16 protein-coding genes are annotated in these 22175 nt (G+C 57.8%); 4 read left to right on the top strand and 12 right to left on the bottom strand.

Features of this window, described 5'->3' with window-relative positions:
- Positions 1-63: 63 nt before the first annotated feature.
- The 8 genes from HHJ06_RS00225 to lysS form a co-directional block, all read right to left on the bottom strand.
- Positions 64-1311 carry a radical SAM protein gene (locus tag HHJ06_RS00225; RefSeq protein ID WP_215426801.1) on the bottom strand — a complete coding sequence of 416 codons (1248 nt, stop codon included), beginning with the start codon at positions 1309-1311 and terminating at the stop codon, positions 64-66.
- Positions 1304-2365, bottom strand: coding sequence for a radical SAM protein (locus HHJ06_RS00220; protein WP_215426800.1), 1062 nt, complete (start codon positions 2363-2365; stop codon positions 1304-1306). The genes HHJ06_RS00225 and HHJ06_RS00220 overlap by 8 nt, the downstream gene beginning before the upstream one ends.
- Before the next feature lie 71 nt (positions 2366-2436).
- Positions 2437-3255, bottom strand: coding sequence for a hypothetical protein (locus tag HHJ06_RS00215; RefSeq protein WP_215426799.1), 819 nt, complete (start codon positions 3253-3255; stop codon positions 2437-2439).
- A 150-nt stretch (positions 3256-3405) separates the two neighbouring features.
- Entirely contained in the window at positions 3406-3840 is a 435-nt protein-coding gene (locus HHJ06_RS00210; protein WP_102712942.1) for an exosortase system-associated protein, TIGR04073 family, read from the bottom strand.
- Positions 3841-3897: 57 nt separating this feature from the next.
- A complete protein-coding gene (locus tag HHJ06_RS00205; protein WP_215426798.1) occupies positions 3898-4908 on the bottom strand; it encodes an NAD(P)H-dependent glycerol-3-phosphate dehydrogenase in 1011 nt (336 codons plus the stop codon).
- A gap of 1 nt (position 4909) precedes the next feature.
- Complete coding sequence (gene plsY, locus HHJ06_RS00200; RefSeq protein WP_215426797.1) at positions 4910-5566, bottom strand: glycerol-3-phosphate 1-O-acyltransferase PlsY; 657 nt, start codon at positions 5564-5566, stop codon at positions 4910-4912.
- Positions 5567-5720: 154 nt separating this feature from the next.
- The gene (locus HHJ06_RS00195) at positions 5721-6506 is read right to left on the bottom strand and encodes a PP2C family protein-serine/threonine phosphatase (RefSeq protein ID WP_215426796.1); all 786 of its coding nucleotides are present in this window, start codon (positions 6504-6506) and stop codon (positions 5721-5723) included.
- A gap of 16 nt (positions 6507-6522) precedes the next feature.
- The gene (lysS, locus tag HHJ06_RS00190; protein WP_215426795.1) at positions 6523-8004 is read right to left on the bottom strand and encodes a lysine--tRNA ligase; all 1482 of its coding nucleotides are present in this window, start codon (positions 8002-8004) and stop codon (positions 6523-6525) included.
- A gap of 345 nt (positions 8005-8349) precedes the next feature.
- On the opposite strand from lysS, the gene nifJ reads away from it, so the two are divergent.
- Together nifJ and HHJ06_RS00180 are read left to right on the top strand one after the other, a co-directional pair.
- Positions 8350-11928 carry a pyruvate:ferredoxin (flavodoxin) oxidoreductase gene (gene nifJ / locus HHJ06_RS00185; RefSeq protein ID WP_215426794.1) on the top strand — a complete coding sequence of 1193 codons (3579 nt, stop codon included), beginning with the start codon at positions 8350-8352 and terminating at the stop codon, positions 11926-11928.
- Positions 11929-12135: 207 nt separating this feature from the next.
- Entirely contained in the window at positions 12136-12429 is a 294-nt protein-coding gene (locus tag HHJ06_RS00180; RefSeq protein ID WP_215426793.1) for a hypothetical protein, read from the top strand.
- A 598-nt stretch (positions 12430-13027) separates the two neighbouring features.
- Here the strand turns inward: HHJ06_RS00180 and HHJ06_RS00170 are convergent.
- From HHJ06_RS00170 to hisF, 4 genes are all read right to left on the bottom strand, one after another.
- Complete coding sequence (locus HHJ06_RS00170) at positions 13028-14095, bottom strand: hypothetical protein (RefSeq protein ID WP_215426791.1); 1068 nt, start codon at positions 14093-14095, stop codon at positions 13028-13030.
- Position 14096: 1 nt separating this feature from the next.
- The gene (locus HHJ06_RS00165; protein ID WP_215426790.1) at positions 14097-16052 is read right to left on the bottom strand and encodes a hypothetical protein; all 1956 of its coding nucleotides are present in this window, start codon (positions 16050-16052) and stop codon (positions 14097-14099) included.
- Between the two features lie 290 nt (positions 16053-16342).
- Positions 16343-18394, bottom strand: coding sequence for a glycoside hydrolase domain-containing protein (locus tag HHJ06_RS00160; protein WP_215426789.1), 2052 nt, complete (start codon positions 18392-18394; stop codon positions 16343-16345).
- 132 nt (positions 18395-18526) lie between these two features.
- Positions 18527-19294: an imidazole glycerol phosphate synthase subunit HisF gene (hisF, locus tag HHJ06_RS00155; RefSeq protein ID WP_215426788.1), complete on the bottom strand. Its 768-nt coding sequence runs from the start codon at positions 19292-19294 to the stop codon at positions 18527-18529.
- Positions 19295-19697: 403 nt separating this feature from the next.
- On the opposite strand from hisF, the gene HHJ06_RS00150 reads away from it, so the two are divergent.
- On the top strand, positions 19698-21446 hold the full coding sequence (locus HHJ06_RS00150) for a TrkH family potassium uptake protein (RefSeq protein ID WP_215426787.1): 1749 nt from the start codon (positions 19698-19700) through the stop codon (positions 21444-21446).
- Positions 21447-21456: 10 nt separating this feature from the next.
- Positions 21457-22161: a potassium channel family protein gene (locus tag HHJ06_RS00145; RefSeq protein WP_022396118.1), complete on the top strand. Its 705-nt coding sequence runs from the start codon at positions 21457-21459 to the stop codon at positions 22159-22161.
- Positions 22162-22175: the final 14 nt, after the last annotated feature.

Here is a 22175-nt window from a genome sequence, read left to right as displayed (position 1 = left end):
TCTCCCTATACGCAGTGCAGCATGGGGCATCCCTGGCTGTGCCGGGCAAAGCCTTGCGCGGAATCAGTCGGCTTCCGGCAGAGGGGTGGAAATTTCCTCTTCCGTCAGGTAGCAGCCGGGGTCGGACCCGTACCAGTGCCCGTTGGCGAACGCGGCACGGGTGCGGAAGCCGCCCCCGCACAGGGCAAAGTGCACGCAGCGGCCGCAGCGGCCTTCAATCTTTTTCTGCCGTTCCAGGGGGTCGTCGGACCCGCGCAGTTCAGGCAGCATGTCCGCCGCAGCGCCCGCCTTGGCGTCCCAAAGGTCGGAAAACAGGTTGGCCTTCACATTGCCCAGCGTGACGGACTGCCAGAACTGGTCCGGATGCACGGTGCCCTGGGTGTCAATGTTGGCAATGCCGCGGCCGGAGCTGTTCGCCCCGCCGCCGTTCCACTGGAGCAGGTTCAGCGTGTCCTTGGCCAGCGGGGAACCTTCCCGGAGCTGGCGCAGCAGCAGGTAAATGCCGTCCGCGGGCTGGGTAACGGTCAGCACTTCACGGTTCTTGCCCTCCGCCTTCCATTGCTCCACGCGGGCGATCAGGGTGTCCATGGCATGGCGCGCCTCTTCCTGCGTCAGGGTCTGCACCTCCACGCCACGGCCCGTGGGAACCAGATGGTAAAAGCAGACACGCTGGATGTCATTGGCGTCAATGAAGTCCAGAATCTGCTCCATGCACTGCACGTTGTTGCGGGTCAGCGTCAGGCGCAGGCCCGTCTTCTGCCCCACTTCACTGCAGAGCTTGAAACCGCGCACCGCCTGTTCAAAGGAGCCTTCCACTCCGCGGAACTTGTCATGGACGGCGCCGATGCCGTCCAGGGAAATGCCTACGTACGCCACGCCCAGTTCCTTGAACCGCGCGGCGGCTTCCGGCGTAATGCGGGTTCCGTTCGTGGAGATGGTCACCTTCAGCCCTTTTCCGGTAGCGCGTTCCAGCAGCTCCATGAAGCGCGGATGCACCAGCGGCTCCCCTCCGGAGAACAGCAGGGCGTTCACCTTGTAGTCCGCCAGATCGTCAATGACCGCACAGCACTGGTCCCAGTCCAGCTCCCCTTCAAATTTCCTGGCGGAGGCGTCCGCATAGCAATGCACGCACTTGAGGTTGCAGGTGCGCGTGATATTCCAGACCACAATGGGCTTCCGGACGCGGGAAGATGCCGGAGCGCAGGATTCCACGGCGCCTCCCGCAGAGCGGCCGTGCCCGTGGCCCTGCCCGTATCTCAAATGGTCCGCGGGCTGTTCCGCCCCTGTCCAAAGTCTGGTAATATTAATCATGGTGTTGTGAAAGCCTGGGCTGGTAGGGGCAGAGGTTGTCTTCCGCCATCATGTCTCCGTAAACGGCATAGGCGCGGGAACGGGAGCCGCCGCAGACGGTGCGGTACTCGCACCGGCCGCATTTGCCCTGCAGCGCGTTGTCGTCCCGGAGTTTGAGGAAAAGGGGGTGCGTGCGGTAGATTTCTCCGGGGTCGTCCGTCCGGACGTTTCCCGCCGTAACGGGAAGGAAGCCAGAGGGCTGGATTTCCCCGGTATGGGAGATGAACATGATTCCCTTGCCGTCCCGGGTAGGGATGGCGCGGCGCGCAGGCTTGCTCCCCTGCGCGCGGGCTTCCTGAAGGGCCACACGGCGGTAATGGTGCCCTTCCGTGGTCTTGACGCCGAAAGTGACTTCACGGCTCACCTTGCTGAGTTTTTCCCAGACGGCCTCCACTTCTTCCGCCGTGGGCATTTCATCCATGGCGGCGCGGCCCGTGGGCACCAGCAGGAACACGCTCCACATGCCCGGCTCCATCTTCTTCATCAGCTCCACAAAGTCGTCAAACTCACCCAGGGTGCTTCTGGTGATGGTGGTGTTGATTTGCAGGTGCATGCCCGCCTCCTTCGCCATTTCCGCCGCGCGCAGGGTCCGTTCATACGTGTGGCGAACGCCGCGGAAGGCGTCATGCGTAGCCTCATGCGCACCGTCCAGGCTCAGGGACATGCTTTGGACCCCGGCCTCCTTCAAGGCATGGAAGTCCGCATGCAGCAGCCGGGCGGTAGCGGCGGGGCTCAACGCCACGTGCAGCCCCTTTCCCGCCGCCGCGCGGATCAATTCCAGAATGTCCGGCCTCATCACGGGGTCCCCGCCCGTCAGTACCAGCATGGGAGGGCGCAGCTCCGCCAATTGGTCAATCAGGCGCAGGGCTTCCTCATGGGTCAATTCATCAGGATGAGGCCGCGGCTGGGCCACGGCGCGGCAATGTTTGCACGCCAGCGCGCAGGCGCGCGTCACTTCCCAGAAAACCAGGAAGGGGCGTTCATTGAGATCTGTTTCACTAAAAATCGGTCGCATTCCTCAGGACAGCCACTTTAGAACAATTATAATTTTTGACCAGTCCAAAAGAGGGGTATTCCCCAGAAAGTTCACTTGGCCGCCTCTTCACGGATTTTCTGAACTTCCCTGGGCAATTCGGAAAGGGAATTCAGGGCTTCCTTCAGGTTCCTGGAGGCATCCGGAGAAAGCATGATGGCCGTCACATGCTTGACGATGGGCTGCATCATTTCCACAAGCTGCTGCTGCACTCCCGTCAGCTTGGCCTGCTGGTTGCGGGTGAGAGGAGGCAGGGCGGCCTGCTTTTTGGCAATGTCCAGCAGGGCGGTTCGGTAATGCCCTATCTGGTCTACGGCGGCCTTGCTGGTTTCCTCATCCTTCACCCTGGACAGGGAGTCATCCAACTTCTTGACTTCATCCACGGTTTTAGCCAGCAGGGTTTCATGCGTGTTGCCCTCCGCATCCTTCGGGAACGGCTCCGCCTGCGCGGCTTTGTCCTGGGAGGCCTGCGCCAGTTCCGTCTGGACGGACTGCAAATCCATCAAAGCCTTCTGCAAGTCAGGCGTGAGCAGGCCTTCTTTTTTCAAGCGGGCCAGGGATTTCACCAACTCACCGGAAATCTTCTGCACTTCCGTCATCTGGGCGGCAATCTGCGCCTGTTCCTGCGGCGTGGCGCCGGGAAGCTCCAACTGCCTTTTCCCCAGGTCCACCAGCTTTTCACGCACCTTTTTAACCGTTTTCACGGCGTCCGCCGCTCCGGGCTCATCCGTCACCTTGTCCAGCGCCGCCGTAATTTCATGCATGCTGGCAACGCTCTGTTTGGTCAGGGAAAGATGGGTGTCCTGGGCAAATGCGGGGGCTGTCATGCAGACGGCAGCGCCCAGGCTGATGAAAACAACTGTTTTATTCATGATATGGAAGCCTTTCCGGTACGGAAGAATACGTTTTCCCCCTTTTTCCGTCAATGGCGGCTATTGTCAAGGCCACGCAAATCCACCATATAAAAAAGGGCCGTCCGCTTGCTTGCAGACAGCCCTTTTGAAATTCTTGACAGCCGGACCTTAGTCGCGCTGCTGGCGGGAGTACTTGTAGTAGCTCTGGAAGCTGAGTTCCGCCGGGAATTCGCTCAAGCCGCCGTTGGGGTTGTATTCCTTAAGGCCGCTCATGCCGCAACGTCCCTGATAGGGGGGCTTGTACGTGCACTTGTAAGTGGGGGCCCAGAACGTGACCAGCTCATAGATGCCGTAGCCCATGCGTTCAAGCATGGTAGCGGTGCCATCAACGATGCCCACGGAAAAACCGGCATAGTCGCCTTCACGGCTGGTCCAGTTGATCACTCCAAGCGGAATTTCCTCAACGGAATAAATGAGGTTGGCAATGGCGCGGCCCAGCTTGCGGGTGGGGGTGTATTCGGAAGCGGGAGGAGCCTGAATGTCCGCACTGGCGACACCGATGGCGCCGGCGGCAAAAAGAGCTGAGATGATGGCACGTTTCATACTGATTGTTTATATAGTACAATTTGTCGAGGAAAAGCAACTCAAAAAAACAAAAAATCAATCTAATTCCGGCCGCGGGTCACGCGTCATGAGCTCCACAAGCGCTTCCATCGGCGGCTTGGATTCATAAAGAACGGAATACACGGCGTCAATCAGGGGCGTCCTGACTCCCAGCTTCCGCGCAATTTCATAGACGGAGAGCGTGTTGGGCACCCCTTCCGCCACCATGCCCAGGGTGTCCAGGATTTCCTGGAGGCTTTTCCCTTCCGCCAGCCTCCGGCCCACCGTCTGGTTGCGGGAGTGGCGGGAATAGCAGGTGACAATGAGATCACCCACGCCGGAAAGGCCCATGAAGGTTTCCCTGCGGCCTCCGCTGGCTACGCCGATGCGCGTCATTTCCGCCAGGCCGCGGGTCAGCAGGGCGGCCTGGGCGTTATCCCCCAGCTTCAGCCCCTCGCACAGTCCGGCGCCGATGGCGAAGACGTTCTTAATGGTTCCTCCCAGCTGCATCCCGATGATGTCCGTGGCGGAGTAAACGCGGAAAGTTTTGGAAACGAAGATTTGCTGCACCCAGTCCGCATACTTGGGGTTTTCAAAACCGATCAGGGAGGCGGACGGAAGGCCCAGGCAGATGTCTTCCGCATGGTTGGGGCCGGAAAGCACGCCTATGGGATTGGAGGGCAGATATTCCTGAAGGATCTCCGTCATTCTTTTATGGGTGCCCTGTTCAATGCCCTTGGTGCAGGAGACGATTACAGCGTCCGGCCGTACCGGGAGGCCGCGCAGCCGCTGCGCCACGGAACGCATGGCTACGGAAGGCACCACTACTACGATGAGTTCCGCATCCCTCACCTGCTCCAGGTCACATGTGGGGTGGATGTTGGGAGCCAGGGGAGCGGCCGTCTCGGACAGGACCGGGCTGCGCCTCGTTTCCGCAAGCTGGCGGGCCTGCGCTTCTTCCGGCGTCCACAGGACGACTTCACATTCGCGGGTGGCCAGAACCATGGACAGGGCCGTACCCCAGGAACCGGCGCCGATGACTGCTATTTTATGTAACCGATTCATCATCTTACTTGGACTTTTTGGAATAGAAGGAGTGCTCCGTTCCGTTGAGAAGCCTCACGATATTGGAACGGTGCTTGAGAATGACCAGCGCCCCCACCACGGTGAAAAAGGCAACGTAAAGTATCTGGGGAGAAACGGCCCCATCCCGGCAAAGCGGGTAGGACCACCACCCCGCGGCGATCATCGCCGCGGCAGCGACCAGGCTGGCCAGCGACACGATGCCGGAGATTACCATGAGCACCAGCCACACGCCCAGGGCCACACAGGCCACCACCGGATTGAGGGCAAATAAGACGCCCGCGGTTGTCGCCACGCCTTTTCCGCCCCTGAACCCAAGGAAACAGGTATAGGTATGGCCGAGCACCACGGCAAAACAGACGAGAACCACCACAGCGTTGAAATCCCAGCCGCCCGCATCCCCCGTCAAAAACGGCAGCCAGTTCAAGGCGCCGAACACGGGCACGAATCCCTTTAAAAAGTCCAGGATGAAAACGGAGAGGCCCCACTTCCAGCCCAGCACGCGCCATGCATTGGTAGCCCCTATGTTGCGGGACCCCTGCTGCCTCAGGTCAAGGCCCCTGACCCTGCCGGCAAGGTAGCCGAACGGAATCGCTCCAACCAGGTAGGAGGCTGCAATATAGAGAACTATCCAGGCAATCATGTCGTGCGGAGGGTATTCTACCCCCCCGCCAGTCAAATGACAATGGGGAAATCATCTCCCCTCCAGTTCTTTCCGGCGCCCCGTTCCAGCGGAAACGCGGAATATTCAGGGCCCCCGCCAATTTCCGGTCCCGGCACGCTCCGGCGGTACCGTTTTATTTGCCTTCAGTCCCCGGCTTCCGCATCACGGCGGCCCAGACGGAGGCATTATCCTGCTGGGGTTCCAGCATGTCCTTGACCTGCTCCATGATGGTTTCCGCCAGCTTCCGGCTGGAACAGTCACGGGCTTTCTGAAGGGCCAGGAAGGAAGGCTCCCTAAGCAGCTCGCACCAGACCTGCAGGCCGTCCGAACAGGCCAGCACCGCATCCCCGGGGTACAGGAGCAGGGGAACGGCGCTGATGTCCACCAGCTCCATGGGGCCGCCCATGACGGCGGAACGGAGCACGCAGCGCTGGCGCAGGGCGCCCTGGAGGGACATTTCCCCCTTCCGGTAAAGACAATCCGCAATCGGCCTCATGGAGTGGTCTTCATTTAGGCGGTCCATGCGGAAGCTGTCCGCTCCGCTCCACAGGTAGAGGGGGGAATCCCCCACGCTGATCCACCACAGGGAGCGGTCACGGATGAAGACGGCCAGCAGCGTGGTTCCGGATTCCTCCGGTTCCTTCTGGATGGAGGCCAGCGCACGGTTGGCGGCATGCAGGGCTTCCGTCAGCCGTTCCGGAATATCCTCCACCGCGCTTTCTGCAAAAGCTCCGGCAAATTCCTCCGCCACCACGCAGGAGGCGCAGTCCCCGCGGAGATGGCCCCCCATGCCGTCGCACACAATCCCCAGCATCCCGCCGGCGGCGGGAAGGCTTTTAACCACGTCTTCCTGCTCACGGCGTTTGCCGATCCATTGGGCGGAAGCGCAGTCCAGGGTATCCGGGGTGCGGGGAGCCATGCGGCCAGGGGGTAAATTAACTGTCTTTGCGCTTCAGCTGCGGGAACAGCAGGACGTCACGGATGGAGGAAGCGCCCGTCAGCATCATGACGACGCGGTCAATGCCGATGCCGATGCCGCCTGCGGAAGGCATGCCGTATTCCAGCGTTTCAATGAAGTCGTAATCCACGCGCTGGGTTTCTCCGGCGGCCTGGTGTTCCAGGCGCTCCTTCTGCACGTCCGGATCGTTCAGTTCCGAGTAACCGGGGGAAATTTCCTGCCCGTTGATTACCAGTTCATACACGTCCACCACGTCCGGGTTTTCCCGGTTCAGCTTGGCCAGGGGTACCAGGTCCTTCGCCACATGGGTGACAAAGCAGGGGTTCATGGTTTTTTCCTCCACCAGCTTTTCATATACCTGCTGGGAGACGTCCACATCCTTCATATCCGGGCTGATTTCCACGTCCAGCTTTTCACAGCGGGCCCGGCGTTCCTCCGGAGAAATGTCAAACCAGTCCTGTCCGGCCACACCACGGATCAGGTCCTGATAGTCGGCACGCTTCCAGGGGCGGGAGAGGTCAATCGTGTAAAGCACGTTGCCTTCCGCATCCTTGTGGTCAATCTGGAGGCCTCCGCAGAATTTTTCCGCCAGGTGGCAGATGAGCTCTTCCACCATGTTGGCCATGGTTTCAAAATCCCCGCAGGCGCAGTAGGCTTCCAGCATGGTGAATTCCGGGTTGTGGCGGCGGTCGATGCCTTCATTGCGGAAGCTGCGGTTGAGTTCAAAAATCTTGGTGAAGCCGCCCACCATCAGGCGCTTGAGGAAGAGTTCCGGAGCAATGCGGAGCGTCAGCGGCATGTCCAGCGCGTTATGGTAGGTTTCAAACGGCTTGGCGGCGGCGCCCCCAGCCACGTCCTGAAGCATGGGGGTTTCCACTTCCAAATAGCCGCGGTCCTGGAGAAAGCGGCGCATCTCCGCAATCATGAGGGAGCGCGTGACGAACAGGGCCGCACTTTCCTCATTGGCAATGAGGTCCAGATGGCGCTTGCGGTACGTGACTTCCTTGTCAGCCAGGCCATGCCACTTGTCCGGCAGCGGGCGCAGGCTCTTGGAAAGAATGGTCAGGCCGGAAACCTTCACGGTGGGTTCCCCGGTGCGGGTCAGGAACGTGGTGCCCTTGATGCCGATCCAGTCCCCGCGGTCCAGGAGCTTCCACAGCTTCCAGGTAGTTTCATCCACTTCATTCTTGTGCAGGAACCCCTGGATTTTGCCGCGCACGTCCCCGATGACGAAAAACTGGGATTTCCCCATGTCGCGAATGGCCAGCAGGCGGCCGGCCACAGCCTCCTGTTTGTCTTCCTTGAAATCGGCTTTCAATCCGGCGGGGGTGTTGGTCACGTCAAATCTTGCGCCGTAGGGGTCTATTCCCAGCTCGCGGATCTTGGCGAGCTTGTCGCGGCGCACGGCAATGAGTTCGGATTCCGTCGTATTCGGATGTGCCTGCTGTTGTTCGGACATAGTGCGGGGATTTTAAAGGCTTGCCTCCGTTTTGGCTAGTGCATTGTCAGGCAGGGGAACATTTTTGGGCGGGAGCCTTGAAGAGGGATGCGTTCACCCCTCCTTTCCGGGGCGCCACGCTTCCGCAGGAGCGGAGGACCGCCAGCGGCGCTTCCGGACGGCCCCGGAGAACCACGCAAGAGCCAATATTCAAAGGATTTGAAGGGAAACTGGTCTTATTATTAAAAAACAGCCAACAAAACCCCGTTTACGCATAATTGCTTTTACCTTTGGCGTCAGACATGTTATAACTGTCTCCGTTAAGGCGCACCTTATTTATCAATTATATACTATCCGTGCAGACTTATGAGTGATCAGACAACCGTAACTTACAGCACGATTGACGCTAACGAAGCCGTAGCCTCCGTAGCCTATCGTTTTTCTGAAGTCATTGCCATTTACCCCATTACACCGTCCTCTCCCATGGGTGAATCAGCTGAAAGCTGGTCCGCTGTGAACCGGAAGAACCTGTGGGGCACCGTTCCTTCCGTTGTGGAAATGCAGAGTGAAGGCGGCGCCGCCGGCGCAGTCCACGGCGCTCTCCAGACCGGAGCCATGGCAACCACCTTCACCGCATCCCAGGGCCTTCTGCTGATGATCCCGAACATGTTCAAGATCGCAGGGGAACTGACTCCGGCCGTGTTCCATGTGGCCGCCCGTTCCCTGGCCTACCAGGGCCTCTCCATCTTCGGCGACCACAGCGACGTGATGAGCGCCCGCTCCTGCGGCTGGGCCATGCTGTGCGGCTCCTCCACGCAGGAAGCTGCGGACTTTGCCGCCATTTCCCACGCCGCCACGCTGGAATCCCGCGTTCCGTTCATGAACTTCTTTGACGGCTTCCGCACGTCCCATGAAATCGGCAAGATTGCAGACATCACGGACGACACGCTGAACGGCATGATCAAGCAGGAATGGGTGGACTCCTTCCGCGAGCGCGCCCTGACGCCTGACGCTCCCGTGCTGCGCGGCACCGCCCAGAACCCGGACGTTTACTTCCAGGGCCGTGAAACGGTCAACCAGTTCTATGAAGCCACCCCCGCCATCGTGCAGAAGGCCATGGATAGGTTTGCAGGCCTCACGGGCCGTTCCTACCATCTGGTGGACTACACCGGCGCCCCGGACGCTGAACGCGTCATCATCCTGATGGGCTCCGGCGCTGAAGCCGTGGAAGAAACGGTGGAAGCCATGATTGCCCGTGAAAACGCCAAGGTGGGCGTGCTGAAGGTGCGCCTGTTCCGCCCCTTCCCCGCCGCGGAACTGATCAAGGCCCTTCCCTCCACGGTCAAAAAGATCGCCGTGCTGGACCGCACCAAGGAACCCGGTTCCCAGGGTGAACCGCTCCATCAGGACGTCATCCAGGCCCTCTTTGACGCCCAGGGCTCCGGCACGCTCTCCTTCACCAACGGCATGCCCAAGGTGGTAGGCGGCCGCTACGGCCTTTCCTCCAAGGAATTCACTCCCGCCATGGTCAAGGGCATCTATGACAGCCTGGAACAGGACGCCCCCAAGAACCACTTCACCATCGGCATTAACGACGACGTGCTGGGTACCAGCATTCCGTACGATGAAGATTACTCCACGGAAGCGGACGACGTGACGCGCGCCATGTTCTTCGGCCTCGGTTCCGACGGCACCGTGGGCGCCAACAAGGACGCCATCAAGATCATCGGCCAGCACACGAACCTGTATGTGCAGGGCTACTTCGTGTACGACTCCAAGAAGGCCGGTTCCTCCACCATCTCCCACCTGCGCTTCGGTCCGCGCCCGATCAAGTCCACGTACCTGATCACCAAGGCCAACTTCCTGGCGCTGCACCAGCCCACGCTGCTGAACCTGTTTGACTTCCTGAAGAACGCCGCCAACGGCGCCACCTTCCTGATGAACAGCCCGCACCCCGCGGACAAGCTGTGGGACACGCTGCCCGCACGCATGCAGCAGCAGATTCTGGACAAGAACCTCAAGCTTTACACGATTGACGCCTTTTCCGTGGCCCGCAAGACGGGCATGGGCGGCCGCATCAACATGATCATGCAGACCTGCTTCTTCAAGCTGGCCGGCGTGATTCCCGCTGACGAAGCCATCGGCTACATCAAGAAGGCCATTGCCAAGACCTACGCCAAGAAGGGCCAGGAAGTGGTTGACAAGAACATCGCCGCCGTGGACGCCACCCTGGAAAACCTGCACCGTGTGGACACCACCGGCAAGACCATCACCGGCCATGCCATTCCCCCCGTCATGTCCGCAGACGCTCCGGATTACGTCCAGAACGTCCTCGGCAAAATGATGTGCGGTGAAGGGGACAGCATCCCCGTCAGCCAGATGCCCGTGGACGGCACGTTCCCGAACGGCACTTCCCAGTATGAAAAGCGCAACCTGGCGCTGGACCTGCCGGAATGGGACCCCGCCATCTGCATCCAGTGCGGCAAGTGCACGGCCGTTTGCCCGCACGCCGCCATCCGCAGCAAGTTCTTTGCCCCGGACGCCCTCTCCAGCGCGCCCGCGAGCTTTGAGTCCCTGGATGCCAAGCATCCGGACTGGAAGGGTGAAAAATTCGTCATCCAGGTCTCCCCGAACGACTGCACGGGCTGCACGCTCTGCTCCGACGTCTGCCCGGCCAAGAGCAAGACGGACCCGACCCACAAGGCCCTGACCATGGTTCCCGCCGAGAAGATTCACGACAGGGAAGAAGCCAACTGGGACTTCTTCATGAGCCTTCCGGACGTGGACCGCACCAAGGTAAGGACGGACAACATCCGCTCCATGCAGGTGCTCCGCCCACTGTTCGAATTCTCCGGCGCCTGCGCCGGCTGCGGTGAAACCCCGTACGTGAAGATGCTCTCCCAGCTCTTCGGCAACCGCCTGGTGGTCGCCAATGCCACGGGCTGCTCCTCCATCTACGGCGGCAACCTGCCCACCACCCCGTGGTCCCATGATGCGGAAGGACGCGGACCGGCCTGGTCCAACTCCCTCTTTGAAGACAACGCCGAATTCGGCCTTGGCTTCCGCGTCTCCTTGGACAAGCAGATGGAACACGCCATCGAGCTCCTTCGTGACGCCGCCGGGATCGTGGGCCAGGAACTGGTTGACCAGATCCTGACCAACCCGCAGAAGGATGAGGCGGACATCGAACAGCAGCGTGAAAACGTCGCCGAACTCAAGAAGAGAATCACCGGCAAGCCGGAATGCGCACGCCTCCTGACCATGGCGGACAAGCTTGTCCGCAAGAGCGTCTGGATCCTCGGCGGCGACGGCTGGGCCTATGACATCGGCTACGGCGGCCTGGACCACATCCTTGCCAGCGGCAAGAACGTGAAGGTGCTGGTCATGGATACGGAAGTATACTCCAACACCGGCGGCCAGTGCTCCAAGTCCACCCCGCGCGCTGCCGTGGCCAAGTTCGCCACAACCGGCAAGCCCGGGGTGAAGAAAGACCTGGGCCTGATGGCCATGACCTACGGCAACGTGTACGTGGCCTCCGTCGCCCTCGGCGCGAAGGACGAGCACACGCTGAAGGCCTTCGTGGAAGCGGAAGCCTATGACGGCCCCGCCATCATCATCGCCTACTCCCACTGCATCTCCCACGGCATCAACATGGCCAAGGGCCTGCAGCAGCAGAAGGCATGGGTGGACACAGGCCGCATCCTGCTCTACCGCTACAATCCGGACCTGGCCCTCCAGGGCAAGAGCCCGCTGATTGTGGAAGGCAAGGGACCGAAGGGCGACCTGCGCGACGTGCTCCTCAGCGAAAACCGCTTCAAGCTTCTGGCCAAGACCAACAAGGAAGGCTTTGAAAAGCTCCTTGAAGAAGCCCAGAAGGACGTCTGGCACCGCTGGAACCTGTACCAGAGCATTGCCAACATGGGCGCCGACAAGCCCGCGGAATAAACCGTACGGCCACTGAACTTCAACGCCCCTGCACGGTTCGTCCGGCAGGGGCGTTTTTATTCATTCAACAGGGATGGAAGGCCGCCAAGCACCCCAGCGCATCCATCCACAGCCACCCGTCCTTCCACTCCCGGAACAGCAGCAGATGCACCGCCTGCCCCACGGTAACAGCCGCGAGAACCCATACCCAAAAGTACCCGAAGCTCCATGACCCGCGGAACAGCAGAAACCTTTTCAGGGAAGGTTTTTCGCATCTGCTGCTTTCCACGGATTCCCGCACTGGAGGAAAATCATCACCAGCTGGAAACAGAAGCACCCCGCAAACAGCAGGGAATCTATGATCAAATACCCCTTTGCAGAAAAGCAATGAGCCGTGTCCGGCTCCATCCCGGGAACGATGGACGACAACAAAAACAACGCAAGCAAAACAATATTTCCGTACATGAAATTTGTCTGAATATATCAGGTATAGGTACGGATTTTCTTCCCGACAAAGAATAAACTAACCCCCTCATGCTATCCGCCGGGAAGAAAAACGGTCTCAGACATCCCCTTCCGCTGGCACGGCACGCAGGCCGCAACAGGAAAAAGCCGGGAGCACCCCCCAGAACAGGGATGCTGCCCAGAATTCCCGGAAACGGTACACACCCGAGGAAGAACATACCATTCTGGATACCTTATCCGGGAAGTGCATCACATCGGGCATGAAGCGGGTACCGACATCCAGAGAAACCAGCTTATCCATAACGGCCCCGTTGCGGATAACGTGCGCTCTCTCCGAACTATCGCATCCCCTTCTTTCAGATTCTTTTCACCCTCCCGAGTACGCACGGCGGCATGGCCTCTGATGATGTAAAATACCTCTTCATTTACTTCATGATAACGGTGGCCGCAGGCAAACTGCACCGGTTGCACTGCCACGAACCCGGGCGCGCATTTGTGCTTCATGGAAGGGAATGGCCTGCTTACGTGGAAAGTGTATGCGGAAGTGCCTCTTAACTCTGTGCGCGGAATGTACCCATTCTGGCCTCATGTCCCCGCTGGGGAAAGCCTATCAGCAAATGAACACGCCAAGCCCGCAATCAAGGATATTCCCATTTTACGGTTCTCCCCCGCCCATGGGACTGCCTGGCGGCGTTTTATCAACTTTCAATACGGTTTCAGCTGGAGATTGGAATAAGGGACAATTTTTTATCCCTTGGGGATTCTCCACGTTAAGAAACGCATCCATAGCCTGCACGGCTTCTTTCTGATTCCATTTCCGGGATTGCTCAAGGGCAGGACCGGAAATTTTTCTCCATTCTTTTTCCGCCTCTTTTAAAGAAACCGCATTAAAACATTTCCACTGGGGAGCATCCTGTGTAAGAAGTTCAAAGAGGGACACAACCCAAACCGTTTCAGAGGGCATGTCCTCTGCCAATTTTTCCTGTTCAGGTGATGCAGGCGATTTGGCCTTTTCTTTTACTATTGTTTCAAACGGATCTTCACCCTCGGTTTCCTGGGAAAGAGGCACCCGGCGGCTGCCTGGGGAAAGGGAGCATATTTCCTTAATGACGCCCGTATTTACATAAACGCTTTCCGTCTGCTCCATGCCGCTTTTCCAGCGGGTTCCATCTTTGGGATTGTCCTCTTCACAGCCGCTCCATTCCAATACCCTGCCATACTGTCCCGTCAGTTCCCATTGCTTCCATCCATAGGTAAAGCGATACCTGTTAACATACCTGTCAGGACAAAAATAATAAGCTTCTTCACCACGAAAAACACTGCCGATTTTCTTCCCGTGCAGGCAGAAGGAAGGAACCGTATAAAGATAAGAGTTATCCGCATTGCAGATAAACCTTACATGTTCATCCTGCGGGGGAGGAGTTCCAGCTATTTCAGGGTTCCGGTACAGGAAAATTCTTTCTTTTCCATTGTCTCCCACAAGATCAATTTCCTGCATAAAAACAAGGCCGCCGTTGGGGCCGTCTGAATTCTTTAATGCAGGATTCCAGCCCGTCCATGATTCAATAAGATCGCCCTGTCTGGAAACCTGTTTGCGAATATTCCACTGGAGAAAAGAAGGAAGCTGGGAAAAATGAAGGGAAAAAACAGGCGGCTGCTCTGCCGCCTTTAACAAGGCGGCAGAGCAGCATAAAAAGCATAATCCTGTGATTAAAGCATTCATTCTAAATTTGATTTACCCGGGACAGAACCCTGTCCACATAATCAAAATTATTGCTATTATATCTGGAAATGCACCATTGTCTAGAAGTATTCATCCAGGCGCAGTAGTGGCCGCTTTTTCCGGGATCATAAAGAAAACCGGGGGAGCGCACCTTGGTGCCGGGTTCGTTAATCTGCCGGGAACATTTGGAAGCTCCATTATATGCCTTAAGCGTGCAAAGCTGGGCGATAGTACAGTCCGTTCCTTCCGCAAATGAATAATCGTACGGAACCCCCTGGCCTGGATTGGTATCGGCCGCACGATAAACCGGAAGAGTATTTTCAGGCGCTTCCGCCTCCTGCTGCTGGAGTTGACGGAGCATCCACCTGTGCGCCTCATTGTATTTGACAAGGATGATTTGAAGGGCTGCCTGAATGTTTTTCTGCCAGTTCCATATTTGCTCCCTTGGGATGGCGGTATATATGCCGTCTCCCCCTGCCGTTCCCGTCACTTGAAAAATGCCGTAACCGCCGGCGCCGGCGGTATCTTGGCTATGAAGCGGAATTCCTTCCGCCCCGGGTTCCATCCGGTAATTGCTTCCTCCGGCTAAAAATTGATTGTACAAGGATGACGGGGCATTACTCCAGGAGAAGGGGTAATAAACCGCCTCGCCGCCATATCCAAATGATTCGCTTTTGCCTACGGCGGGAAGACACCATTCCATGGAGGCTAAAGTATCCGGATACATTTGCAGCACGTAGGACTGAATATACCGGGTGCACATTTGATCGTCCGGATTCTGCCCTCCGATGCGGAAACGATAGATATCCGCGCCTGTGTAGGAGGAGTTGCCGTTTTTGGATTTAATTTCAAATTCCAGACTGGCATTTCCTCCAAAAAAGCCTTCATTCACCTCTTCAAGCCAATCCGTATCCTCCGCAATATTCCATAAGGATACTGGCTGTTCTTTCCAATTTTCCGGAATGGAAGGGATATGTACTGTATCTTTATCCAAAACGGCCTGGTTGCGATCCCGGGTTCCGGCAGGAGCATCTGCATATTGGATCGCCGGGCGGCTGTAGCTTACCGTCAGCCTGGTTTTCCAGGAAAAACGCCCGGCATCCAACCCTTTTATTTCAAAATGCAAACAAGGCATTCTAGGACTGCTTTCCTGGCCGGAACCTGTCTCTGCATAATCAATCCATGCAATCGTGTCAGTATTCCTGCCGTCCACATATCCCAGCATATCGGAATGATCATCTTCCTGCGGTACGACCAATCTTTCCGATACTCCAAACAGCGGAGCCGGAAAAGCCTTCAAGGTGACGGGATGAATATCCACTTCCGTAATCAGAGTTCCAAAAGTTCCGCCTTCCTCACATTCCATGGAGAGCCATATGTCTTCCCTTCCCGTATTGAATTCCTGGGAACGCTTGAGGCGCATCAGCAAACATCTGTCTCTCCATTCCCCCGGGATAATTTCACCCTCCTTCACATTCAACGAGGCGATTACTTCTCCGGTATTCTGCGACGGGTCTCCCAGCGTTACTTTAACATGGTAACTATTGTTAACCTTGTTGCCATCATCACCGCGCCTGCCCCGGTCCTTCCACGAAATTACATAAAATCCCGCGGCATAATCCGGAGTGTTAAACGAATCCCTGTCTTCAAAGAACATGATTCTTTGTTTGATGCCTCCGGAAGTTTTGTCAGAATCCAGCTCTGCACATGTAACATGATCACTTTCTACAGACCAGTATTCTATTTTTGTTCCGCGGAGGGCATACCATTTCCGGATTCTGGAAGCACGGTCGGAAGTTCCTTCCGTGGAAGAAATGAATCCATATTTAAATTCGACGCCTTCCGCATATCCCTGATCATGTTTCTGATTTAATGCTCCTGTTGAGCCCATCTTCCCGTTTTCAATCTTTATTTCATGTCGGGAATCACCGTTATTTACTGAAATTGCGTTATTCATTGCATTTAGTATTTTTATGGAATGCCATCGTAAATATTGGTTTTTTGAGATTCAACCATTACTTTATGAATTAAACACGGAGGATACGTGCCTCTACTCCATCCTGTTGAAAATAAGCAAATTCCATAAATACTGCCACTACGGGCGGAAAGTCCAAAGGACTGCCCAAACTGCTCGCTCCCAGAAACGGAAGAACAATGAATAAAGCTTGCCCGTTGTCCTCCAGCAACCTGAAGGCAAAGACAAGCTTTTTATAAAAATAAAGAATCGAAAACGCGGAAGTTATTAAATCATCTAGTGGCTTTCGTTGTTTTACGGATGATTTCACGGGCCTTGCGCACGTCGTCCTCGTGGGAATCGCCGCGGCTTTTTTCCACGGTGAAAAGTTTGGAAAGCTCCTCATCCATGCGGGCCACGGCGGCTTTCGCCTTCGGGTTCTTCGCGGCGCGGGCACGCAGAATATTGACCTTTTCAAATTCTTCCAGCCCGTCGCGGAGTTTTTCAAACCGCAGGGAACTGAGGTTGCCGGGATAAACCAGATAGCAGTCTCCCGCGGGCCAGTTGCCGAAGTCCGTTTTTTCAAACGGATTGCGATTCCAGGAATTGTAGGCCCACCTCAGAAAACCGTCCAGATGGTTGGCGGCGGCAAAGAGAGGCAGCCATTCCGCCTCCGCCAGCGGGGAAACGGTGAAGGTATTGGGCTTTTTGGGATGGACGCAAACGTAGAAGGTCGTCTTTTTCCCTTCCTTCTTGCGCTGCGCCAGCAGATCGCCCGTGACTGTGCCCGCATGGTCGATCACGGGAGAGACGTCATACACGTCCCGGGTCATGGCGGTAGGGCGGTTGACGGCGGAGACGATCTTGAATTCCGGAGCATACTTGTCCAGCACGTTCTTGGCCGCCTTCACCATGGCGTCCGGCCGTTCATCCAGCCCGATGCAGGTTTTTTCCAGCCATCCCTTGCTCTTGACGTGCTTGCGGAAATCCGCCAGGAAAGGCCCCCAGATGGCTTCGTAGGAAGGATCGTCCGGCTTGAGATCCAGGAACTTGTACTTTCCGGTAGCTTCATCCAGATAACGGACTTTCATGTTCCACGGAATCATGGTGTAGCAGGATATCTGGCCCTTGATGCCCACCTCGTTCATCATGAAGGAAACCCATTTGTCAAAGTTGGCGTAGTTCCAGCGCATGGTCCCGTTTTTGTCCTTGACCCATTCGATCATGGGCGGGAACCAGTCGTAAGTCTGGGCGTTCCAGGCTTCATCAATCAGGGAGCAGGTAATGGCTTTCTGCCCGGCGTCCGCCAGCCTTTTCATCACCGGCTTCATCAGCGCGAAATGTTCCGGAGACCACGGCTCCACATCATGCCAGCGGGCCACGGCCTGCGGATGCTGCCACAGGTCCAGGTGAACCTGCCAGTTGGCGGGCGCAGGCAGAGATTCCGGAGCCACTTCCAGAACTACGGGAACGCTCACGGGAGAGCCGCTTTCAGCGGAAACCACTATTTTTCCCTTGTACACGCCGGGTTTGGCGGACGGGGGAATGTTGACTTCCACCCAGACGGGGCGCACGCCTCCCGCCTGGAGGTCGCTGGTGTTTTCACTGCCTATGATATCTGAAATGAGCCTGTTGCCCCCCTTGGTGTAGCGTATCATGGAGGTCCGGACGGGAATCACCTGCCCGGCAGCGTTTTTTACCCCGGCGCAGGCAGCGGACAACTGGGGCTGCGCCTGGGAAGACCAGACGGCAATCTGCCCGCCGGCGCGTTCACCCCTCCAGCCGGACAGGCGCACGGCATCCTGAAGCATTTCCTGCCCGGGCGCGCCGCTGTAAGGGATGCGGTCATAGTCCTTCACCGCTGCGGCTTGCAGGTTCAGCGCGGCATCAGGGCCGTAACCCTTGATTTCCACCAGATGCCCCCCTTTGTCATTGCCGGCGCTGTTGCCCAGGAAAGTGATTTTGACGTACCGGACCGTCTGGGGATTGAATTTGAAGGGAACGCCTTCCGAAGTGGCGGCAATGCTGTTGGAAGACTGGTCCGCCAGCATTTTCCAATTCCTGCCGTCTTCGGAACCTTCTATTTTATATTTGTAAATGCGGCCCCCCTCCCAATACGGCCAGACATGCAGGGCGGAAAGCGTGCGGGGCTTCCCCATGTCTATCTGGAGCCAGACGGGAATGCCCTCACAGCCCCAGTATTTGCCCGCGTTGTTCGCCTGGCCGTCCACGGCCAGTTCCGGACGGTCATTGCCGTAATGCCCGGAAGCGGTTACTTTGGCCCCGGAGAACAGGTTGCCCGCATCACCTGCCGCTCCGGCGGAAACCAGGGCGGGTTCATACAAGGGGTGCCTGTCCGGCGACTGGGCGTGAACAAAAGACGTTAAGGCAATAACGGAACACAGAGGAAAAAGAAGACGGCGCATGTACACACTACGTGCCGGAATTCCATTTTCTCTCAAAAAAGAATATTTCCGCTATTCCGCCAGAGGCCGTACCGGAATGCCCCTGGAGGCAAAGTAGGTTTTGGCTTCCGGCACCGTATATTCGCCGAAGTGGAAGATGGAAGCCGCCAGGACGGCGTCCGCCTTTCCTTCCACCAGCACTTCCACCATGTGGTCCAGGTTGCCCGCTCCGCCGCTGGCAATCACGGGAATGCGCACGGCCTCACTGACGGCACGGGTCAGTTCAATATCGTAACCTGTCTTGGCCCCGTCCGCATCCATGCTGGTCAGCAGGATTTCCCCCGCTCCGCGGCGTTCCGCCTCCACGGCCCATTCCACGGCATCCAGCCCCACGAATTTACGGCCGCCATGGGTGGAAACGCCCCATTTTCCGGGAGCCTGCCTCTTGGCGTCAATGGCCACGACGATGCACTGGCTGCCGAAAGCCGCGGCCCCCTCATTAATCAGGTCCGGGCGGTTGATGGCCGCCGTATTGAGAGAGACCTTGTCCGCCCCGGCCAGAAGCATTTCCCGCATGTCCTTCACGGAGCGGATGCCTCCGCCCACGGTCAGCGGCATGAAGCAGCAGGCCGCCGTGCGACGCACCACGTCCACCATGGTGGCGCGGCCGTCGGAAGAAGCGGTAATGTCCAGAAAAACAAGTTCGTCCGCCTGCTGGGCATCATACGCCCTGGCGCATTCCACCGGGTCCCCGGCGTCCCTCAAATTGACGAAGTTGGTTCCCTTGACGACTCTGCCGTCCGTCACGTCCAGACACGGAATAATTCTTTTTGCCAGCACGCCCCTATAAAGCCATCCCGTCCGGAAAAGAAAAAGCTTAAAATATGCCTTTTCTCCGGAAAGCATTCATTAAAAGTTTCCGTCTTCCCGCTCCGCGCTCCGGGATTGACTCTTATTGACATTGCCTTTGATTTTTAAACGCATCCCTGAAATTCAACAAATAATGGTATGCATAATCGTGGGCATGAACGCTCAATTCCGCCAATGGCATGAAAAACAAGCCTGGATGTATCTTCCCCCTGGCTTTCATCTACGTCCATGCCACTGCCGCCAGCTTACGGGGAACCGGACCATCAGTACGAGCCCCGGAATAACCGGAGGAAACCGGGCGAAGAGAGCAAACGGCTTAATAGCTTTTCTTTCCATATCCAGGTGGTAGACTCCGCGCAAGGCATCTCCACCCATGACAACCACACGCTCGGGATTTACCAAACTTGCAGCTATCTGCATTGCCATCCTTCTGGGGGCGGTCATCTGGGAGCTGGGGTGGCCCCTGACGCATGCGGAGCATGAGTGGTCGCGCCTGATTGCGGCCGTGGCCACGCTGGGCCACCTGGCGGGCGTGCTGGGCTCCTATTTCCGGAAGGAGATCAACCGCCCTTCCCTGAGGCTTCTTATTTTCCAGATTATCTGCTGCCTGCTGATCTTCCTTCTGATCGCCAGGGAGCAGCAGGAGGACAGTTACATGAGGTTTACGGAGCTTTCCCGCCTGGTGATTACGGCCGGGCTGATCGCCATCCCCACGCTGATGTCCCTGACCAGGATTTTTGAATGGCTGCTGGGCAAGCAGAAAAAAGGACGCCCGCTGATGGCTCCCGCCATGCAGTTCGTGACCTCCCTGGGAGTGGTCATCCTGGCTGGCACCGGACTTCTCCTGCTCCCCAATTCCACATATCCGGGCATCACGCTGAGCTTTACGGACGCCCTGTTCACCAGCACCAGCGCCGTGTGCGTCACCGGGCTGAACGCCGTGGACTTCGCCAGTACCTTCACCCCGCTGGGGGAAATGTTCACGCTTGCCCTGATCCAGATCGGCGGCTTCGGCATCATGACGTTCGCCTACTTCGTGGCCATGGTGGCGGGCCAGGGTTTTTCCCTGCGTGACCGCGTGCTGCTGACGGACCTGCTGGACGAAGGCAACCTGGGGTCCGTGGTCTCCTTCATCACCACCATTGTAGTCAGCACGCTGTTCATTGAACTGTGCGGCGCCGTCCTCCTGTACTTTTCCTGGGAAGGGAAGGACATCAACCTGATGGGAGAGCCCCTGTGGTGGCATTCCCTCTTCCATTCCGTTTCCGCCTTCTGCAACGCGGGCTTTTCCACGTTCCCGATGAATCTGATGGAGCCGGGCATCCGCCTGTGCTACAGCGGTCAGGCCGTCATCATGGCGCTGATCGTATGCGGCGGCCTGGGATTCGGCATTTACAAGGAAATCAACTCCCGCCTGGTCAACCGCTTTCTGGCCAAGCACCGCCGCCTGCGCATGCAGTGGACCCCGTATTTCAAACTGGTGATGATCGCCACGGGCATTCTGCTGGCGGGGGGCGCCCTGTCCATCTTCGCGGTGTCCGCTCCCCACACTTCGGAACCGCTGGGCCAGCATCTCTGGAGCTGCCTTTTTGACAGCGTCACGGCCCGTACGGCGGGATTCAATATCAGTGATTACAGCCGCTACCTGCCCGCGGCCAGCCTCATCATGTGCGGCCTGATGGTGGTAGGCGGCAGCCCCGGCGGCACGGCAGGCGGCATGAGAACCACCACCTGCGCCATTGCAGGCGCGGAAATCCTGCGCATCCTCCGCGGCCGGGACCATGTGGAATTCTTCCACCGCCGCATTGAGCAGCGTACCGTGGCGCGGTGCGTGATCACGGTGGTGGTCTCCTGCGCCTGGATCGGCTGCTTCACCATTCTTATTTGCAGCCTGGAGCCCGCCATGAGCTCACTGGATATCTTCTTTGAAAACTGCAGCGCTTTTGCTACGGTAGGCGTGTCACGGGGAATCACGCCCAATCTGAGCGACCCTTCCAAATATCTTCTCATCATCAACATGCTCGCCGGCCGCGTGGGGCTTTTCGCCTTCCTCATCGCCCTGGCCGGCACCCCCACCCCGCGGCATTACCGCTATCCATCCGTCAAAATCCCGTTAACCTGAACATACCGTTATGAGATATACCGTTATCGGCCTGGGCCAGTTTGGGCAGGAGCTCTGCACGGAGCTCTCCGCCCGCAATATTGAAGTAGTGGCCGTGGCTTCCACGGATGAAGAACTGGAGCAGATCAAGGACCTGGTGACTTATGCCGTGGTGACGGATTACACCAATCCGGCTGCCCTGCGGGAACTGGAGCTGGACGACCAGTCCGCCGTCATCGTCGCCATCGGGGACAGCTTTGAAGAAAACCTTCTCGTCGTCACGCACCTCCAGAAAATGGGCGTGCGCTATATCTACGCCCGCGTGATGAGCCCGGTGCACGAGCACATCCTCAGCCAGATGAACGTGTACGCGCTCATCAACCTGTCCCGCGTGGCTTCCAAGCAGCTCGCCAGCCAGCTGGAATCCCCGGAATTCCTGCGGGTCTCCCCCATGGATGAAAACCACAGCATTGTGGAAATAGCCGTGCCGCGCATCTGGGTGGGCAAGCGGCTCCGGGATGTGGGCCTGCGCACGGAGCACCACCTCAACCTGCTCACCATCCGCCGCGGAGAAGCCCAGACCCCGCAGGGGCGCCGGGAAATTCTTTCCATCCCGCGCATTCCCGTCATCGGCACCCCTTCTCCGGACCTCGTCTTTGAAGACCACGACATCCTGATCCTGTTCGGCAAGGAAACAAACCTGATTGAATTCGCCCAGCTCTCCAAGGGGCTGTAAACCCGGACCAGTAC

Source organism: Akkermansia muciniphila, from assembly GCF_018709685.1.
In the GTDB taxonomy this organism is placed as follows: domain Bacteria; phylum Verrucomicrobiota; class Verrucomicrobiia; order Verrucomicrobiales; family Akkermansiaceae; genus Akkermansia; species Akkermansia muciniphila_E.
This window is presented reverse-complemented; position numbering and strand designations above follow the sequence as displayed.